Origin of the sequence: Streptomyces sp. NBC_00443, assembly GCF_036014175.1 — a bacterium.
In the GTDB taxonomy this organism is placed as follows: domain Bacteria; phylum Actinomycetota; class Actinomycetes; order Streptomycetales; family Streptomycetaceae; genus Streptomyces.
Window position 1 is genome coordinate 1 of sequence record NZ_CP107917.1, and the last position, 18,292, is coordinate 18,292.

Annotated in this window: 11 protein-coding genes and 5 pseudogenes; 13 read left to right on the forward strand and 3 right to left on the reverse strand. The window is 68.1% G+C overall.

The genetic code is table 11. From position 1 onward, the window contains the following. The 9 genes and pseudogenes from OHO27_RS00005 to OHO27_RS00045 all read left to right on the forward strand — a co-directional run. Positions 1-266: pseudogene (locus OHO27_RS00005) on the forward strand (hypothetical protein); the annotation flags it as partial. Between the two features lie 78 nt (positions 267-344). Continuing rightward, positions 345-2,986: pseudogene (locus OHO27_RS00010) on the forward strand (Helicase associated domain protein). Positions 2,987-3,236: 250 nt separating this feature from the next. After that, positions 3,237-3,872: a TnsA-like heteromeric transposase endonuclease subunit gene (locus tag OHO27_RS00015; protein WP_328430297.1), complete on the forward strand. Its 636-nt coding sequence runs from the start codon at positions 3,237-3,239 to the stop codon at positions 3,870-3,872. Beyond that, entirely contained in the window at positions 3,854-6,094 is a 2,241-nt protein-coding gene (locus OHO27_RS00020) for a Mu transposase C-terminal domain-containing protein (protein WP_328419089.1), read from the forward strand. Before OHO27_RS00015 ends, OHO27_RS00020 begins: the two co-directional genes overlap by 19 nt. Next, positions 6,088-7,107: an ATP-binding protein gene (locus OHO27_RS00025; RefSeq protein ID WP_328419091.1), complete on the forward strand. Its 1,020-nt coding sequence runs from the start codon at positions 6,088-6,090 to the stop codon at positions 7,105-7,107. Before OHO27_RS00020 ends, OHO27_RS00025 begins: the two co-directional genes overlap by 7 nt. Before the next feature lie 132 nt (positions 7,108-7,239). Beyond that, a pseudogene (locus OHO27_RS00030) lies at positions 7,240-7,599 on the forward strand (helicase associated domain-containing protein); the annotation flags it as partial. Between the two features lie 581 nt (positions 7,600-8,180). Continuing rightward, positions 8,181-8,423 (forward strand): annotated as a pseudogene (locus OHO27_RS00035) (helicase associated domain-containing protein); the annotation flags it as partial. A gap of 92 nt (positions 8,424-8,515) precedes the next feature. Continuing rightward, positions 8,516-9,553: a helicase associated domain-containing protein gene (locus tag OHO27_RS00040; RefSeq protein ID WP_328419093.1), complete on the forward strand. Its 1,038-nt coding sequence runs from the start codon at positions 8,516-8,518 to the stop codon at positions 9,551-9,553. 44 nt (positions 9,554-9,597) lie between these two features. Continuing rightward, a protein-coding gene (locus tag OHO27_RS00045) for an IS3 family transposase (protein WP_328419095.1) occupies positions 9,598-10,778 on the forward strand; the annotation gives its coding sequence in 2 pieces (ribosomal slippage) (positions 9,598-9,882 and positions 9,885-10,778; 1,179 coding nt in all). A gap of 2,356 nt (positions 10,779-13,134) precedes the next feature. On the opposite strand, the gene OHO27_RS00050 is transcribed toward OHO27_RS00045, so the two are convergent. Then, a complete protein-coding gene (locus OHO27_RS00050; protein ID WP_328419096.1) occupies positions 13,135-13,512 on the reverse strand; it encodes a hypothetical protein in 378 nt (125 codons plus the stop codon). A 901-nt stretch (positions 13,513-14,413) separates the two neighbouring features. On the opposite strand from OHO27_RS00050, the gene OHO27_RS43000 reads away from it, so the two are divergent. From OHO27_RS43000 to OHO27_RS00065, 3 genes are all read left to right on the forward strand, one after another. Next, positions 14,414-14,947 carry a hypothetical protein gene (locus OHO27_RS43000; protein ID WP_443059683.1) on the forward strand — a complete coding sequence of 178 codons (534 nt, stop codon included), beginning with the start codon at positions 14,414-14,416 and terminating at the stop codon, positions 14,945-14,947. A 280-nt stretch (positions 14,948-15,227) separates the two neighbouring features. Further along, a complete protein-coding gene (locus tag OHO27_RS00060; protein ID WP_328419100.1) occupies positions 15,228-15,602 on the forward strand; it encodes an ATP-dependent nuclease in 375 nt (124 codons plus the stop codon). A gap of 23 nt (positions 15,603-15,625) precedes the next feature. After that, the gene (locus OHO27_RS00065; RefSeq protein WP_328419102.1) at positions 15,626-15,997 is read left to right on the forward strand and encodes an ATP-dependent endonuclease; all 372 of its coding nucleotides are present in this window, start codon (positions 15,626-15,628) and stop codon (positions 15,995-15,997) included. Here OHO27_RS00065 and OHO27_RS00070 read toward each other — a convergent pair. After that, on the reverse strand, positions 15,969-16,295 hold the full coding sequence (locus OHO27_RS00070; protein ID WP_328419104.1) for a hypothetical protein: 327 nt from the start codon (positions 16,293-16,295) through the stop codon (positions 15,969-15,971). The two genes, OHO27_RS00065 and OHO27_RS00070, sit on opposite strands and share 29 nt — an antisense overlap. Before the next feature lie 34 nt (positions 16,296-16,329). Then, positions 16,330-17,562 (reverse strand): annotated as a pseudogene (locus tag OHO27_RS00075) (IS256 family transposase); the annotation flags it as partial. Between the two features lie 184 nt (positions 17,563-17,746). Between OHO27_RS00075 and OHO27_RS00080 the strand changes: the two are divergent. Beyond that, the gene (locus tag OHO27_RS00080; protein WP_328419106.1) at positions 17,747-18,247 is read left to right on the forward strand and encodes a hypothetical protein; all 501 of its coding nucleotides are present in this window, start codon (positions 17,747-17,749) and stop codon (positions 18,245-18,247) included. The last annotated feature ends 45 nt before the right edge of the window (positions 18,248-18,292 follow it).

Here is an 18,292-nt window from a genome sequence, read left to right on the forward strand (position 1 = left end):
TGGAGTCGGTGGCCCTCGCAGATCATGCCCGTCGGTGCGCCCGCACTATCACCACGGTGACCGGTGAAGCCGTGGAGGCGCTGCAACTCGACGGCTTGGAACCGGTCTTGGAGGTTGCCGGACGCGCGGACACCTGGTGGCGAGGAGCTGACTCTCTTGTGGCTGTCTACCGCGGGGAAGCTGAGTGCATGTTGGCACCGCAATGCCGGACGGCAACGGTCTACTCCGGGCTCGATGAATGGGGCCTCAAAGGGCTCGGCGTTTAAGAGCTCACCTGCCATCGATTAGACATCGGGCTGCAACGCTGCTTTCGGCAAGAGGAACTGATGACAGGACAGTTTGGAATGCAGAGAATCGTGCTCAGAGAGCACCAGGTGGATGCGACTGCGCGTATCCGTCGGTGGGTCAGATTCCCTGCAAGGTCCTCTGTGCCTGCGGAAGGGACGCGCGCCACGGTGGTGTCCGCCACGGGGTCTGGCAAGACGATCACGGCCGCGTGGGCTGCGCTGGAGTGCTTCCGTGGCGGACGGATCCTCGTCATGGTCCCTACCCTCGATCTGCTCGTGCAGACCGTTCAGGCGTGGCGGAGGGTCGGTCACAGCGGGCCGATGGTCGGGGTGTGCTCGCTGGAGAAGGACGACATCCTGGAGCAGCTGGGCGTACGGACCACTACGAACGCGATCCAGTTGGCGCTGTGGGCGGGGCATGGGCCGGTGGTCGTGTTCGCCACGTACGCCTCCCTCGTGGACCGCGACGATCCGGAGGACCCGCTGGGTCAGGGACGCGTTCGCGGGCCGCTGGAGGCTGCTCTGGCGGGCGGAGAGCGGTTGTACGGACAGACGATGGCCCCGTTCGACCTCGCCGTCGTCGACGAAGCCCACTCAACGACCGGTGATCTCGGGCGGCCGTGGGCGGCGATCCACGACAACACCCGCATCCCGGCGGACTTCCGGCTCTACCTCACCGCCACCCCACGCATCCTCGCTTCCCCCCGGCCGCAGAAGGGCAGGGACGGGCAGGAGCTGGAGATCGCGACTATGGCGTCCGATCCGGACGGCCCGTACGGCGAGTGGATCTACGAGCTCGAACTGTCCGAGGCGATCGAGCGCGGCATCCTCGCCGGGTTCGAGATCGACGTGCTGGAGATCCACGACCCCTCCCCCGTCCAGGCACTATCGGAGGAGGCGCAGCGGGGCCGGCGGCTGGCGCTGCTGCAGACTGCGCTCCTGGAGCACGCCGCCGCGCGGAACCTGCGCACGGTTATGACCTTCCACCAACGGGTGGAGGAGGCGATGGCGTTCGCGGAGAAGATGCCGCAGACGGCCGCCGAGCTGCACGCGGCCGAGGTCTCCGACGAGGCCCTGGCCGACGCGGACTTGCTGCCGAAGTCGTCGATCGATGCGGAGTTCTACCAGCTGGAGGCCGGCCGCCACGTGCCGCCGGAGAGGGTGTGGTCGGCGTGGCTGTGCGGCGATCACCTCGTAGCCGAACGACGCGAAGCCCTACGGCAGTTCGCAGGCGGTATCGACGCCGCGGGTCGCCGCGTACACCGCGCGTTCCTGGCCAGCGTGCGGGTCCTGGGCGAGGGCGTCGACATCGTCGGCGAGCGGGGTGTTGAGGCGGTGTGTTTCGCCGACACCCGCGGTTCCCGGGTGGAGATTGTGCAGAACATCGGCCGGGCGCTGCGCCCGAACCCCGACGGCACGGTCAAGGTGGCCAGGATCATCGTGCCCGTCTTCCTGCAGTCTGGTGAGAACCCGACCGACATGGTCGTCTCCGCCTCGTTCGCACCCCTCGTAGCCGTCCTCCAAGGTCTGCGCTCGCACTCGGAACGCCTCGTCGAACAGCTCGCCAGCCGGGCGCTGACCAGCGGGCAGCGGCACGTGCACGTGAAGCGGGACGAGGACGGGCGGATCGTCGGCACCACGGCCGAAGGCGAGGGCGGGCAGCACGAGACCGAGGGCGCGGTGGAGTCAGCGCTGCTGCACTTCTCCACCCCGAGGGACGCGGCGACGATCGCGGCGTTCCTGCGCACCCGGGTGTACCGGCCGGAGTCCCTGGTATGGCTGGAGGGCTACCAGGCCCTGCTGCGCTGGCGGAAAAAGAACCACATCACCGGCCTGTACGCCGTCCCGTACGACACCGAGACCGAGGCCGGCGTCACCAAGGCGTTCCCGCTGGGGCGGTGGGTCCACCAGCAGCGGCGCACCTACCGTGCGGGCGAACTCGATCCCCACCGCAAGACACTGCTCGACGAGGCCGGGATGGTGTGGAGCCCGGCGACGAAGCGTGGGAGAACAAACTCGCCGTACTGCGCTCCTACCACCGCGCACACGGCCACCTCGCCCCCAGACGCGACGCCCTCTGGGGCGACGCCGACAGCCAACTGGTCCCCGTCGGGGAACACATGGCCAACCTCCGCCGCAAGAACGGCCTCGGCAAGAACCCCGAACGCGCCGCAACGCGGGCCGCCCAGCTGGCCGCGATCGACCCCGACTGGAACTGCCCCTGGCCACTCGACTGGCAACGCCACCACCGCATCCTCACCGAACTCGCCGCCGACGAACCCGACAGCCGCCTCCCCCACATCGCCCCCGGCGTCCTCTACGAAGGCGACGACCTCGGCAAATGGCTCCAGCGGCAACGCCGCAACTGGACGGAGCTCTCCGAAGAACAGCAGCAGCGGCTGACAGCGCTGGGCGTGGAACCCGCCGAACCGCCCGCACCGGCCCCGGCGGCCAAGGACGGCGGGAAGACGTCAGCCTTCCAGCGCGGTCTGGCGGCCCTCGCCCAGTACATCCAGCGGGAAGGCAGAACCGTCGTAGGAAGGGCGCACATTGAGGAGTTGCCGGACGGTTCGGCGATCAGGCTGGGTGTGTTTCTGAGTAACCAGAGGGCCAGACGTGACCGTCTGGATGCGGAGCAGCGAGCAGCGTTCGCTGAGCTGGGTTACGCCTGGGCCGTAGAGCAGCCCGAGCGCGGCTGACAGCACATCTGCGAGGTCAGGGGCGCCCGGCAGGACCGGCGGACCTGGGTCTCTGGCACGCGTTTCCCTTTGGCTTGTTTTGCCCATTACCGGATGAGCCGACAAGACGTTTGGCTCTGTGTGCGGAGCACGAAATGGGATATGGGATGCGGAAACGGCCGGGCCGGCCGATGTCAGAGCTGTGGACGTACGGTTCTTGGCTGCGAGCGGGACGACGGAGTGTTCGCCGTGGCAGGCGGCGGCCGCCGAAGTGGCCTTCGAGCAGTGTCCGCCTCTGAGGCCGTTTTCAGCCCGCAAGGGCAAGCGGACGGCGCCGGGATGGTGGTGGTCGGCGACCACCGGACGGCTCGTGCACTACGGCTCTGGGGCGATGCGGCTGCATCTGATGCTGCTCGACCGCGATCCACGCGTCAGTGGCCTGGCCAGTCGGCCGCTGGAACTGCGGTGGCGTGCGCCGGGCGGAGTGTGTACGCATGTCCCGCAGGTGATGCTCCGGCTCACCGACGGCCAGGGAGTCTTGGCTGACTGCACCGCCAGAGGGGGGCTTTCTCGGCGGCAGCGGTCCCTCGCGGCGGTGGTCGGTGAGGTGTGTGCGGCGGTGGGCTGGCGGTACTGGGTGCTGGGTCCGGTCGATCCGGTGTACCGGCGCAACGTGACCTGGCTGTCCGGGTACCGGCATCCGCGGTACCACGGAGGACAGCAGCTGGCGGCGGCGTTGCGGGAGTCGTTCGCCGACCGTACGCCGCTGTGGGAGGGCGTGCGCCGGACCGGGGATCCGATGGTGGTTCTTCCCGCGCTGTTCCATGCCCTGTGGGCGGGGCGGCTGTCCGCGGATCTGGGCGCTCCCATGCATGAGCGGATGCCGGTGTGGGCGCAGACGGCGTGACGGGGGCACGGGGCCGGGGGTCCGGCGGGCCGGTGGTCGAGGTGGGGTCCCGGGTGCGGTTCGAGGGGCGGGCCTGGACGGTGGCGGCCCTCGCTGGCGGGCAGGTGCGGCTGATCGCCGGGAACGGCGAGATGGCGGCGCTGCTGCTGTCGCTGTTGTTCGCCGACGAGGGGTTCGAGGTTGTGGCTGCGCCCTCCGTCTGCCGGGTGCCGCCGCTGGGCTTGCTGGAGTCGTTGCCCGTACCGGTGCGGGAGCGGGCGTTGGCATGGGAGCGGCATGTGCGGGAGGTGGAGACGGGGCACCCGGGCGGATCCGGTGCTGTTGGTCCTCTACGGGCTGAGTACGACCCGCAGGTGCGGACGTTGGCGCAGCGGGAGGAAGCAAAGGCGGCAGAGCTGTCGGCGGCGGGTATGCCGACCAGCGCGGTGACGGTGCGGCGCATGCGGGCCCGCTACCGCGACGGCGGGCTGTGGGGACTGGTGGATCAGCGGGCCGCCCGGCCCCGGTCGGCACTGGGGCGTGCGGATGAGCGGGTGGTGGCCGCCCTGCGGGAGGTGCTGGAGGCCGGGCAGGAACGCTCCAGCGGGACGCTGGGGCGGCTTCGGGTGTACACCGAGCGGCTGCTGGCCGAGCGGCACGGCCACGAGGCGGTGCCGCTGCCGTCGACCGCGACGTTCAACCGGCTCGTGCACGCCCTGGCCGACGGGCGCGGGCTGCTGGGCAGTGCGCGGCAACGGCGCTGGCGCTCGGCGCGACCGGCTCCCCCGTTCGTCCCGACGACGGTGATGGCGCCGGGTGAGCTGGTGATGATGGACAGCACCGTGCTGGATGCCTTCGTGGTGCTCGACGACGGAGTGGTGGAGCGGCCCGAGCTGACCATCGCGCTGGATGTGGCGACCCGCAGTATCTGCGCGGCCGTGCTGCGCCCGAAGGGAACCCGCAGTATGGACGCGGCGCACCTGCTGGCGCAGATGATGGTCCCAGCGCCGATGCGGCCTGCCTGGCCCGAGGCACTGGCGATGGAACGCTCAGTGATTCCCTATGAGCGGCTGCTGAGCGTGGATGACCGCCTGGAAGGGGCCGCAGCGCGCCCGGTCATCACCCCGCGGACCGTCGTGGTCGATCAGGGCAAGGTGTTCGTCTCGTCCTCGTTCGTCGCCGCATGCGGGTCGCTGGGCATTTCCCTGCAGCCGGCGCCGCCGGGCAACGGGCCGGCCAAAGGGCATGTGGAGCGCACGTTCTCCTCGATCAACACGCTGTTCGCCCAGCACGTGGCCGGCTACACGGGCTCCCACACCGGCGAACGCGGCCGGAAAGCGGAAAGCGAGGCGGTATGGACGCTCGCCCAGCTGGACGACCTGCTGCAGGAGTGGATCATCTGCGGGTGGCAGGTCCGCCCGCACGACGGGCTGCGGCACCCGATGATGCCCCGCCGCGCTCTGTCGCCGAACGAGATGTGGGCGGCGCTGGTCGCCGTGTGCGGATACGTCCCGGCGCCGCTGGGGCGCGAGGACTACATCGAGCTGATGCCCGTCAAACGGCAGAAGATCAACGACTACGGCATCCGCATCGACTACCGCACCTACGACCACCAGGTCCTCAACCCCTACCGCGGCGAAGCCTCGCCGACGGCGGACGGCCTGTGGGAGATCCACTACAACCCGCACCCTCCCGGCCAGGTCTGGGTGCGCCTGCCGAAACCCGGCCAGCCGCGAGGGCACGGGTGGGAGGTGGTGCCCTGGATCCACCACACCCTGGTCAGCGCCCCGTTCACCGACTTCACCTGGCAGCACATCCGGCGCACCGTCGCCCAGCGCGGCAGCCGCGTCCAGCACGAACACGACCTGGCCCTCGCCCTGCGCGAGCTGCTGGAACGCGCCGCCGCCGGACACGGCAGCCGCCGGGACAAGACCGTCGCCGCCCGGGCCCTCGCCCACGGCGCCGCGAACGCAGACAGTGCGGTGTGGGGGCTCCTGTACGGCCAGCCGCCGCAGACGGAAGCCGACAGGCCCAGCGAGGACGACGCCTTCGACCACGGTGAGGAGCTCTTCGCCGAAGACGAAGGGGAGGAGGCAGCCGACGCAGCGGGTGAGCACCAGCACCCTGGGCCCGCCGTCACCCGGGGCCTTGCAGCAGCCGGTGCAGAGGGCGGACAAGCACGGCCGGCGCGAGATTCCTCCGTCACGGTCTACGACCCCTTTGAGGAATCCCTGCGATGGTGAGTCCGCTCTCGAACGACGCCGCCGGGTTCGCTCCACTGGCTCCTCCGACCCTGTGGCAGGGCTGGGACGCCTTCGTCCACCGGGCGCCGGCCCCCGCCCTGGACGCCAACGACGGCGCCTGGTCCCAGACGGAGCGCGAGGACTACCACTCCGAACTCGCCGTCATGCGCACCCCGGCCATGGACAGTGTCTTCACCACCGTGCGACGGCTGCTGCTGGTCAACCGCCGCCAGCAGGCGGGCGCCCGGCGCGGTCTGATCATCTCCGGTCCGGCCACGACCGGGAAGACCACCACGATGATGGCGCTCGGGCGTTCCTTCCATCTGGCCGACGCCCGCCAGCACCCCGGCAACGGCGACAGAAGACCGGTGCTGTTCATCAGCGTGCCGCCGGCCGCCACCCCGAAGATGCTCGTCAGCGAATTCGCCCGGTTCCTCGGCATGCCCATCACCGACCGCCTCAACCAGACCCAGATCACCGGCGCCGTCTGCGACCTGCTGTGCGAACTGGGCACCCAGCTGGTCCTCATCGACGACGTCCACCTCCTGGACACCCAGCGGCGCGCCGGTGCGGAAACCTCCGACCAGCTCAAGTACCTCGGCGAACGCATCCCGGCCACCTTCGTCTACTCCGCCATCGACATCGAGACCTCCTCACTGCTCAGCGGAGTACGCGGCGCGCAGATCGCCGGCCGCTTCAAAATCTTCCGCCACCGCCCACCGGCCTACGCGACGGAGCAAGACCGGGCTGTCTGGAACGACCTCGTGCGGGCCATGGAGAATCTGCTGCGGCTGCGCGCACACCGGCCCGGAACCCTGGTCAAGCACGCCGCCTACCTCCACGCCCGCACCGGCGGGCGGATCGGCAGCCTCTCCCACCTCATCCGCGAAGCCGCCCTGATCGCCATCACCGAAGGCACCGAGCGGATCACCAAGCAGTTGCTGAGCGAGGTGGAGCTCGACGCGGCCGCCGAAACCCGGGCCCGGCCGGTCCGGCCCGCACGACGGAAGTAGGAGACATCCGGCGTGGCGCACCGGTCCAGCACGACGGCACACAGCCGCAAGCCCGGGAACGAGCGTGCGGGAGACAAACCGGCGGCGTCCGGCGTCCTCGTCACGGACCTGGCCGGCGGGGCGGCCGGACGGGTGTCTCCGCTGCGCGGGGAGCTGACGCTGTCGTTCCTGAACCGGCTCGCCGCCCGCTACCACCTCGGCCTGCGCGACCTGCTCGCCGCCATCACCGAGACCGACGGCCGGCAAAACGTCGCCGGGATGCTCCACCCGGACAGCGAGATCCACCTCAACGCCCAGGTACGCGAACGAGTATGCGCCCTGAGCCATGCACAGGCAGCGGTGCTGGAGAATGCTCTGCCGGCGTGGACACGCGCAGAACCACACGCGCACTACCCAGGCGGCCCGGCCGGCCGCCTGACCCGCGGCGAGGAAGCCGTCGCCCCGTGGGGGCCCGCCTGCCCCGCCTGCACCGCCGCCCGCACCGGACGCCGCGTGCCTGCCCGGCGCTACCTGGCCCCCGAGCAGCGGGTCTGCGCCCGCCACCAGTACTGGCTCCTGTACCTGCCCGGCACCAGCGGCCTGCCCGTCCCCCTTGGCCGGTGCCCGGAGGTAATCGACGCCCAGCGACGGCATGTCCGGCTGCTACGCCGCTCTCCCACCGGAGCGCGGGCCTTCCAGGTCGCCCGCGCCATCACCAGCTTCTGGTGGGAACAGCCCTGCCCCAGCGAGGAACAGCACTGGCTGGCACGCCTTGCAGTGACGCGTCCCGCCGAGGCCGATCCCGGCTGGTGGAAGGTAGCGGCACGCGACCTGATCACCTATCCCGAAACCGTCGCCGTCGCTCGGGTCTTGGCCAACTCTCTCCGGCAGCAGCACTCCGTCGCCCAAGCCTGCGGCCATCTCCCCTACCGCCTCGGCGAGATGCCCGCGCTGCTGGCCGAACTCGCCGACCACCTCCAGCGGCCCTGGCTCGCCCGCCACCTCGCCAACGTCACCCACGGGCCACTGTTCACCTGGGCCCACTCCTTGGTACGCACCCGCGCCAACCAGGCACCCGCGGCGCAGCACACGCTGTGGAAGGTGCACTCATCGCACCGGCCCCGCCCTCTGAGCGACCTCCTCCCCAGGGATCGGCCGCCGACCGCGAGCAGCCGGCGCCACAGGCGGCCAAGCGGCTGCGCGGCCACAGTCTCCAAGCGGAGCAAGCCTTCCAAACAGGCCTGGCACAGGCTCACGCCTACCACCAGCGGCACGGCCACCTGGCCGTGCCGAAGGAAGACGTCCCCGACGGCTACCCACTGGGCCAGTGGATCGCCAACCTGCGTACCAGCCACACCAGAATGTCGGCCCACCAAGCCGCCGCCCTGAACGACATCTACCCTTGGTGGAACGTGCCATGGAGCACCCTGTGGCAGCGCACCTGGCACCAAGCCCGCACCCACACCGACACCCACGGCCCGCTCCAGTCGGCCCGCGGCTTCCCACCACCAGCTACAGCCTCGGCGAATGGCTCCACCTGCAGTGCACCCGCTACCCCACCCTCCACCCCGAACAACAACGCCTCCTCACCCAAATCGGCATCCACGCCGCGGCGGCAGCCACCGCCCGCCCCAGACGACGCAGCTACGCAGAACGCTTCCAGACAGGGCTCGCCCACGCCCGCGCATTCGCCAGCGTCCACGGCAACCTCGCCACCGTCGCCCAGACGACCCTCCACGACGGCTACCCGCTCGGGCAGTGGCTGTCCAACCAGCGCAACCACCGGCGCTCTGACCGCCAGCCCCTACCCGCCGCCCGGGCACAGGCCCTCGCGGTCATCGATCCCTGGTGGAACCCGCCCTGGCACCTGACATGGCAGCGCCGCTACTACCGCGCCCGCGACCACGTCCAAGCCGGCCATCCCCTGCACCCGGAGAACGGCTTCAATGACCTCGACGATGGCACCGCTGACTGGCTGTGGCGCCAGTGCGCCACGCACGACGAGCTCCACCCCGAGCAGCGGCAACTCCTCACCGACATCGGCATCACCACCGAGGTAGCACGCACGGCCCAAGACCATGCACATACGGCCCCCAAAACATCCGCTGTGCCCCGGGTCCCGAACATGGACGACACGGCAAGCCGCGCCAGAAGGACTGCAGACCCTGCGGCTCCCACCGGTCGACGTCACGATCGGCGTGCCGCCGAGCCGAAGCGTCCCCGCAGCCCTCACAGCCGCCTCGGGCACCGCCCCGATCTGAGGCCTGGCTTCGAGACGGCCCTGGCACACGCCCGGGCCTGGCACGCCGAACACGGCCACCTCGCAGCCCCCCGTGACACCCGGCACGACGGCCACCCCCTGGGCATGTGGCTGTTCAGCCAGCGCAACCGCGCCAAACAACGCGCCCGAGCCGGTATGCCGCCCTCACCCCACCTGACCGAACGGGACTGCTGCAGGGTTGGGTGACACCTGACCTGGCTTGCTGAGAAGCGGCCTGGAAGGATGTTGCAGTGCCCAAGCCGTATCCGAAGGAGTTCCGCGAGGACGTCGTGCGGGTCGCGCGCAACCGCGAGCCCGGCGTCACACTGGAACAGATCGCCGCCGACTTCGGGGCCCACCCGATCACGCTGTCGAAGTGGCTGCGCCGCGCCGACACCGACGAAGGGGCCAGGCCCGCAACGGCGTCGGGTGAGTCGGCCGAGCTGCGCGAGGCCCGCAAACGGATCCGGCTGCTGGAGCAGGAGAACGACGTGCTCAGGAGGGCTGCGGCGTATCTGTCGCAGGCGAACCTGCCGGCAAAATGATGTACCCGCTCGTCCGCGAGCTGGCCGCCGCCGCTGCCCCTTGCCGGGTGCCGGTGGCGGTGACGTGCCGGGTGCTCGGGCTGGCCCGTCAGCCCTACTACCGGTGGCTGACCAGGCCGGTCACTGATGCTGAGATGGCCGGGGCGTACCGGGCCAATGCACTGTTCGACGCGCACCGCGACGATCCCGAGTTCGGGCACCGCTTCCTTGTCGACGAGGCCCACGCGGCCGGTGAGGTGATGGCCGAGCGGACCGCCTGGCGGATCTGCCGGGACAACAGCTGGTGGAGTGCCTTCGGCAAGCGAAGCGGCCGCGGGAAGCACGCCAAGGCCGGGCCACCGGTCCACGACGACCTGGTGCGGCGGGACTTCACCGCCGACGCCCCGAACCGGCTGTGGCTCACGGACATCACCGAGCACCCAACCGGCGAGGGCAAGCTGTGTATGTGCGCCGTCAAGGAGGTGTTCTCGGGCCGCATCGTGGGCTATTCCATCGACGCCCGGATGAAGTCCCACCTCGCGGTCACCGCTCTGCAATCCGCCGTCGCCCGCCGCGGCCAGGTGGCCGGGTGCATTGTGCATTCGAATCGCGGCTCTCAGTTCCGGTCACGGAAGTTCGTGTCCGCTCTCGTCCGGCACGACCTCGTCGGCTCGATGGGCAGGGTCGGGGCGGCCGGCGACAACGCGGCCATGGAGAGCTTCTTTGCACTGCTGCAGAAGAACGTCCTGGACCGTCAAGTCTGGGCTACCCGGCAGGACTTGCGGATCGCGATCGTGACCTGGATTGAACGCACCTACCACCGACGCCGACGCCAGAGACGCCTATCCCGATTGACCCCCGTCGAGTACGAGACCATCATGACCCCACCCGCAGCCCTGGCTGCATAACCCCGCTGTCACCCGATCACGCAGCAGCCCCGTCCTGTCTTGAAGCAGCCGATTCGCCTCTGCGGCGCCCAAGCAGCTCTCCAGAACCGCCATCAAGGCGTAGTGCCACCCCAATGAAGAACACATCCACGGCGAGAAGCAGGGCCCCACTGGCTAATGAAGGCCAAGAGCCAGTGGGGCCCTGCTTACTCAATGAGCAGATGTCACGGTTTCCCTCCGCCGTCCCGGACTACGGTCCCACCTCGTGGCGAAAGACCGAATGGAATCGGCGGTGAAGACGGGACCAGCACCAATGCGGCCAATGGGGCGTGGGAAGTCCGGATGGCTGCCGTCCAGTTGAGCCACCCTCTGGCGGGTAACGCCCAACTCCGCAGCAGCTTCCCGGTACCCCATGAGGTCCTGTTCCTTCGGATGATCTCGCTCAGCGTTTGCCTGCTCAGCAGTGACCACTCGCAGGTCCGTCAGCCGAGGCCTTTGGCCTAGCGCAGCACTGAGGCCTTCAGTTGCGGCCTCGAGAGCCTCTTGCGTGGCTTCCGACAAGCTGGGTGCTACCAGACGCCATACCAGGTAGAGGAGCTCAGTATCAGCCTCGTGCCTGACGACGCCAGCGCAGTACCGGCGTAGCTCTTCGAACTGCTCATCCCTGAAGGTGCCCACAGCGCCCACAGTTACGGATGCCCGCCACTCTTGTCCCATTTCCTTCTCCTCTCCTCCTCTATCCGGTTCATCTGGCAGTGCTCGGATGGACGGGGCGGGGGCCCGGCCTTCTGGCCCCCGCCTGCACCTGGGCCTAGTCCTCATCCGGGAAGACCAAGCCCGCCCTGCGCAGCTGCACGATCAGGTCGATCCACTGCCCCGGCGTCTCCGGCTCGGGACCGGCCAGAACTGCAGTGCCGTTCCGGGAGAACCGCCATGAGCCCTGAGCACTCTGGTGACTCTTAAATCCCTGACGGTCCAGCGCTGCGAGGAGCACGTCCATCCGATCAGTCATATCCCACCCTCCCCTCAAACCTTGCATGTGTCAAGCTTTAAAGTGGCGGCAACCTATCCTGAAAACCTTGCTTCTGGCAAATCGGCTGGTACGGAACGGTCGGCGGAGCACATCCGCACGAGCTTCCAGGACAACCTTTCCGCTGATTGCCACCCACAGTCGACCGCATGCAGTCATGCGGCCGGGGCCGTGAGTCCAGATACGACGCCACCAGGCGCACCGCACGACGGTTCCTGTCGAACAGCAACAGCAGGCGCGCTAGGCTCACCGCCGCCTACTCACCGCTCTAGCCGAGTTGGGCGCGCAGTAGACGTAGGCGTGTTGGCCTTCCGTGCTATCGGCCGCGCGGCCTGCTGCCGGCGCTCTCGGGACCGGTTCCAGCGCGGGCAGTACCCAGGGTTGTTCGGCACTGACGAGACGACTGGCAAGGGGTAAGACAGGCTTGGCACCCGCCTCCGGCGAGAGCGCCTGTGACCGCTTGGGAAAGTCGGCGCACGCCGCGGTTCAGAGGGGGCGGCTCCACGAGCGGAGCCACGCACGCGCCGGCTGCCCCTCTTTCTGAACAGTGAATCGAGCGCAGCGAGCTCCGGCCACGCTGAACCGTCGGGCCGCGCAGTCCGTCGCAGATCCCGTGCAGGAATGACTGTGCGCAAATCCCGCAACGCGCGCATCCTGCCGTTGCCGTCCACCACCCAAAAGCCGATCCTCTCCATGCCCTCGGCAGCCTTGGCACCGACCCCCTGCGTCCCCAGGCCCTCCGGCCGACCCTGCGAAGGCATCCACTCGGACAGCTTCCATCGGAAGTACTCGCTGTCCTCGCTGCTTTCCGGCATGGCCCGCTTGACGTCCTGGATGTCAGGGAACGCCGCCTCAGTGTCTGTGTAGTCGAGGAAGCGGTAGGGCATGCGCCGCCCTTTCCGTGGGCGCGCCACCCTGAACCATGGGTTGGACAGCGCTGCGGGAGCTACTGCGCGCTTGGCGGGCTGCTCAGCCCGCGCACTGCGGTAGGCAGCCTGCTTGCACGCGTCGCTGCAGTACTTGCGCGTACGCCCGCGGGCCTTTTGCACGAAGGGCGGCGTGGTACAGCCGACACGCTGGCACCGATGGACAGGTACCTCTTTGACACCCTCCCAGACCAGGGCCGAGTGCTGCGGACCCGTCCGGCTCAACAGCTCCTCACGCAGCTGGGGCCCGAACTCCGAGTCCCGCAGCCTGATCAGCAGGCTCCTGATGAGCTCCTGCAAGCCCTCTACCGTCCACCCGAACTGTCGGGCCATCTGCACGAGTGGAGCCCCGTGCAGATAGTCGAGCAGGAGTCGCCGTTCGGAGTCCCGCAACACCTTGCGCAGGGCACGCCCGAGGACGTCATCGCCGATCCGGCGGCTGACGGGATCCTTGTCCGGCCAGTACTGTTCTCGCCTCACTGCGCTCCTCCCCGCCCGGCTCCGCAACTGCCGTACTGTCCGGCGACGTCGCACCGCCGGAGAGTGCGGGATCGGCCACCGGCCCCTGCGGGCCTGCCCCCGGTCCCGCACTGAGGCCAGCCTGCCCGACTCCCACCCGCAGCGACTTGAAGAGCCCCAGAAGCGTCCGCCCGCTGCTGTCCAGCATGACCGGCAGATCTTCCAGCCGCGCACGGCGGATAGCCAACGCAGCCAGAACGGCGTGGGCGACAAGCGCGGCCAGACAGACCAGGGCGAGCAACCCCACCACCGCCACAACTGCCCACGGGACGTCAGACATCAGCTTCGCTCCTTCGAGACCGAAAACGCCGATGGCCCCGACGCGTCTTCGCGTCGGGGCCATCGGCGTGAGGCATGAAAAACCCCGCCGGAGAAGGCGGGGTCGTCTGGTGCAGGCACATGTGTGCCACCACCAAGGCGAGCATAGCCAGGTACAGCCCAAGCAAGACCGGTTCCCGGTATCGAAGCCGCGTTCCCGCAGCTCAGAGGCGCGATAAGCAGGAGGGCTCTCCAGCAGGGCAAGAGAGTATTTTCGTAACAACGCCTACCGGCGCCGGCTGCGGAACCCTCGCTCCGTCCTGCCAGGCATCTCGACGACACCCGACGATGCGGCCCGGCGCATACCCGCGATCAGAGAAAGTGACCAACTCTCAGAAGAAGACGGCTACAACTGATCAACGACCCTGATACCTGACAAACCCACAGCTCAGACTGCCACCACAACCAACACCTTCAGCCACCCAGCGATCACCTCCCGCCGCCCGCCCCCCCCGAACACAGCCAGACACACGAACTGATCAGCCCAGCTCAGCCATCCGTGAACCGATCACAAAAACCGATCCTGGACAGCACTCGCCGCACTCGGCATCGACTGGGCGTAGCAGCAGAGTCTGTGGGTGCTGAAGCGTGGCGTGTCCTGCGGGGCGCCTGGACACGCATTGCGGGAGCTGTGCATGGAGTGGGCGTAACACCACTGCTGACGGATCGTTGAACCAGCCAGACACGCCCCCCATGCACAGAGAGACCCCGGGAGTCATGGGCCCAGGGCCTGGTGCTGGTGAACGTCAGCGGGACGGCCACACCGGCCTCTACGATGCTCATTCCGCTTGACCGTCCTCTGGAGCACCATGCGCCTCGAACACATCAGGATCGACAACTTCCGTGGCCTCAGTCAGGTGGACATGCCGTTTTCCCGATTCGGTTGCCTGATCGGCGAAAACAACGCCGGGAAGTCGTCGGTGTTCCAGGCCCTTAACATGTTTCTGCGTTCGGGTTCGGCCACGCCGACCGACTTCCTGAACCCCGCGCGGCCGGTGCGCATCCAGCTCACCTTCGCAGGCATCAACGAGGCAGACTTACTCCGTCTCGAGGAAGGCCACCGGGCTCGCATCGAGCCCGCGATCCATGACGGTCGGCTCGCCCTGGCCCGGATCTACGCAGGGCCCGGTAAGGGCGTTGTGCGGTTGGTCAAGAAGGTACCCAAGGACCTCCGCTACCAGCGGCCGACGCTCGACGAGGTCCTGAGGCCAAGATCACCGATGAGGAGCTCGCAGAGCGCGTCAGGCTCACCTATCCGGACATTCATGCGACCCTGCCCGGGAAGATCACCCGCGCGGCAGTCAGGCGCGCCTGGAACGAGATCGTCACAGCTCTCGCCAATGAAGACTTCACCCTGGGCGATGAGCCGTTGCCGACAGGACTGGACAAGTCGGTGATGTCGCTCTTGCCGGAGCCGATCTACATCCCGGCTGTGAAGGAACTCAACGACGAGGTCAAAACCAGCTCAACGGCGACGTTCGGACGGCTGCTGTCCATCCTGTTCGAGGACATCGAGCATCAGCTCCCTGCGCTTGAGTCCTCCTTCGAGCAGCTGCGCACCCAGCTCAACGTGGTGACGAAGGAGGACGGCAAGGAGTCGGATGAGCGCCTGCCAGAGGTGAGTCAGATCGAATCAGTGATCCAGCGGAATCTGCAGGAGTCCTTCCCCGCGCAAGTGTGCGTCTGGAGATCCCTCCGCCTCGTCTGCGCAGCCTGCTGGAGGAAGCGGAGATCGCCGTCAACGACGGCATCAGCGGTCCGTTCAAGACTAAGGGCGATGGCCTGCGCAGGTCAGTGGCGTTCGCCATCCTGCGGGCTTATGTAGACCTGAAGACCGCTCGGCCAGCCGGGCCGGACAGCGCGCAGCAGCCCTGCCTTCTGCTGTTCGAAGAGCCTGAAGTCTTTCTTCATCCGCGGGCGCAGCGCAAGCTCTTCGAAGCGCTGACCGTGTTCTCCGACTACAACGATGTGCTGGTCAGTACGCACTCGTCGGCCTTCTATGCCCCGGGGCCACAGGAACCTTCGTCAAGGTGGTCAAGGACCATGCACTGAACCCGCCGGCTAGCCGGACCTGCGTGGTCGACCTGCCCGACTTTGACGCCCGCGACCAGTTCGAGATCATCACACAGGAGAACAACGAGGCGGCATTCTTCGCCAATTCCGTGCTCCTCGTGGAAGGCCCCAGCGACCACCTCCTTATCCCTCATATCGCAAGCACCCTCTGCCCTCAGTGGGACTTCGACAAGCATGGTGCGGCCATCGCCAAGGTCGAGGGCAAGGGCAGCATCGCGCGATACCGCAACTTCTTCCGTCGCTTCGAGATGAGAGTCGCGGTCATCGCGGACTTGGACGCAGTGCTCGACGGGTTCGACAAACTGGGCGCCGAGCAATCGTCAATACCTGTGGATCGGTGGCTTCTCAGCTTCGAGATGATCGGAGCCGGGTGAGTCCGTCGATTGCTGCAAGCTCGGTGTTCAGGAGTTGATCTCCGGCTGGTGCGGTGACGATGAGGAGAACGGACACGTCGGGGTAGTCGTCCTCGAGAAGGTCGTCTTCGCCGTCGTCTCCAGGAATGGCGTTTGGCTGGACCTTGATGCGGGTCGTGTCGGCGAGGGTGGCGAGGAAGTAGACGCCGAAGTAGTCGCTCTCGCGCTCGGCAAAGGCCGCTGGCAGCCGCTCGGCGAGGAGGTCGGCCAGTTGCTGGGCCGTGTAGGCGTTCGTGCCGTGGGTGTCGGTGACGGTCATCGTGGCATTCTCCTCAGGCCGCGTGGTTCTCGGTGCGTTCGACCAGTTGGCCGTTCTCGAAGCGGGCGCCCACGCGGACGAGCGGGACCAGGTGGGCTCCGGTGATCGCCCGCCAGCGGGACTGGGCGGACTCGACGAGCTTGAACACCATCGCGAGTGCCGCGGCCGGACTGCCGGCACCCCGGGTGACCTTGGTTCGGAGCTTGACCGTGGAGAACGTCGACTCGATCGGGTTCGTGGTCCGTAGGTGGATCCAGTGCTCGGCCGGGAAGTCGTAGAACGCCAGCAGATCGTCGCGGTCGTCGGTGATCTTCGCGACGGCCTTGGGCCACTTCGTGCCGTAGGTGCGGACGAACTCCTCGATCGCCTTCTCGGCGTGGGCGCGGTCCTCGGCGTTGTAGATCTCCTGCATGGCCTTCGTCGCGCCCGGCTGCGCGGACTTGGGCAGGCAGTTCGCGACATTGCGGGCCTTGTGAACCCAGCAGCGCTGATGGCGGGCGGAGGGGAAGACCTCGGCGAGCGCCCGCCATAGGCCCATCGCGCCGTCCCCGATGACCAGCTCGGGGTCACGCATGCCACGTCGACGGCAGTCGCGCAGCAGGTCGGCCCATGACTCGGTGGACTCGCGTAGCCCCTCGGCCAGGGCGATCAGCTCCTTGGTGCCGTCCAACCGGACCCCGAGCAGGACCAGGACGCACGAGTGCGCCTGCCCGAGCCGCACCTTCGGGTGCACGCCGTCCGCCCACACGTAGACGAAGTCCCGGTCGGACAGGTCACGGGCCTGGAAGGCAGCGTGGTCGTCGGCTCACTGCTTCGTCAGCCGGGTGACCGTGGCCGGCGACAGGCCGGCTGTGCCGCCGAGGAACTGCTCCAGAGCAGGCACGAAGTCCCCCGACGACAGTCCGTGCAGGTAGAGCAGCGGCAGGACCTCGGAGACCTTCGGGGACTTGCGGCACCACGGGGGAAGGATCTTGGAGGAGAACCGCTTCCGCTCGCCGCTCTCCGCGTCGATGCGCCGGTCATTCACCCGGAGCGCGGTGACCTCGACCGGCCCGGCCGCGGTGACCACGGTCCTCGCCTTGTGGCGGCCGTTGCGAACCACCAGGCGCCGTCCCCGCTCGTCGGTCTCGGCTGACAACTCGGCTATGTACTGGTTCACTTCCGCCTCCAGCGCGGCGGCGAGCATCCGACGGGCGCCCTCCCGGACGATCTCGTCGATCAAGGAGCCGGACTGTATGGAACCGTCCTCGGTGACTACGCTGAGCACGGGCGTGCCTTCCCGACCCGCGCTGCAACGCGGGCCTACTCGGAGACCTTACGGATCATTCGGGAAGGTACGCCCTCCGCGTCCCCACCCGGGGCTGATCCACAAGTCTTGAGCATTGCTCCTGGGCGCCAGCCGCGAGTGCCATGAGCTGCGCGACCGGGTCGTCTCCAGGGTGAACCAGTTAGTGGAAGACGACGATGCCGAAGTGTCGGGCAGGACTCTCAAGGGTCTGCGCACCAGCGGCTCCGCTCGCGAGCTGTGGCGGCAGGCTCAGCTCAAGCGCAAGGAGCACGCCCAGGGGCTGTGCGAGTGGGAGGAGCTCGACGCCGCGGTTACCGCCTTCTTCGCCCGTTCCGCCTCCGGCACCGCACGAAAAATCCTCGAAGAAGCCCAGGATGCGGAGCTGAAGAAGATGAAGCTGGAGCTCCTGATGATGCTTCGGAGGGAGGACATCTACGTGTGGGAGTTGGGGGCGATCGAGGCCTACTATCCGCCGCTGGAGACGAACGAGTCGAACAACAAAAATGACCGGGCCCGTCGGTTTTGCGAGCGCTACACCACTGGGGATGACATCCGCGGCTTGCCTGTCTTCAAGGACACGGCCGCCTGCGAGTTCGATCTCATCTTCGAAGCCTTCTTCGGTTCATCCCCGTTGCAGCCGCCGACAGTTGAGCTCCCCCGGTAGGCATCAGCTGGCGCACCGGAGGTTGCAGCACCGCATAAGTCCGCA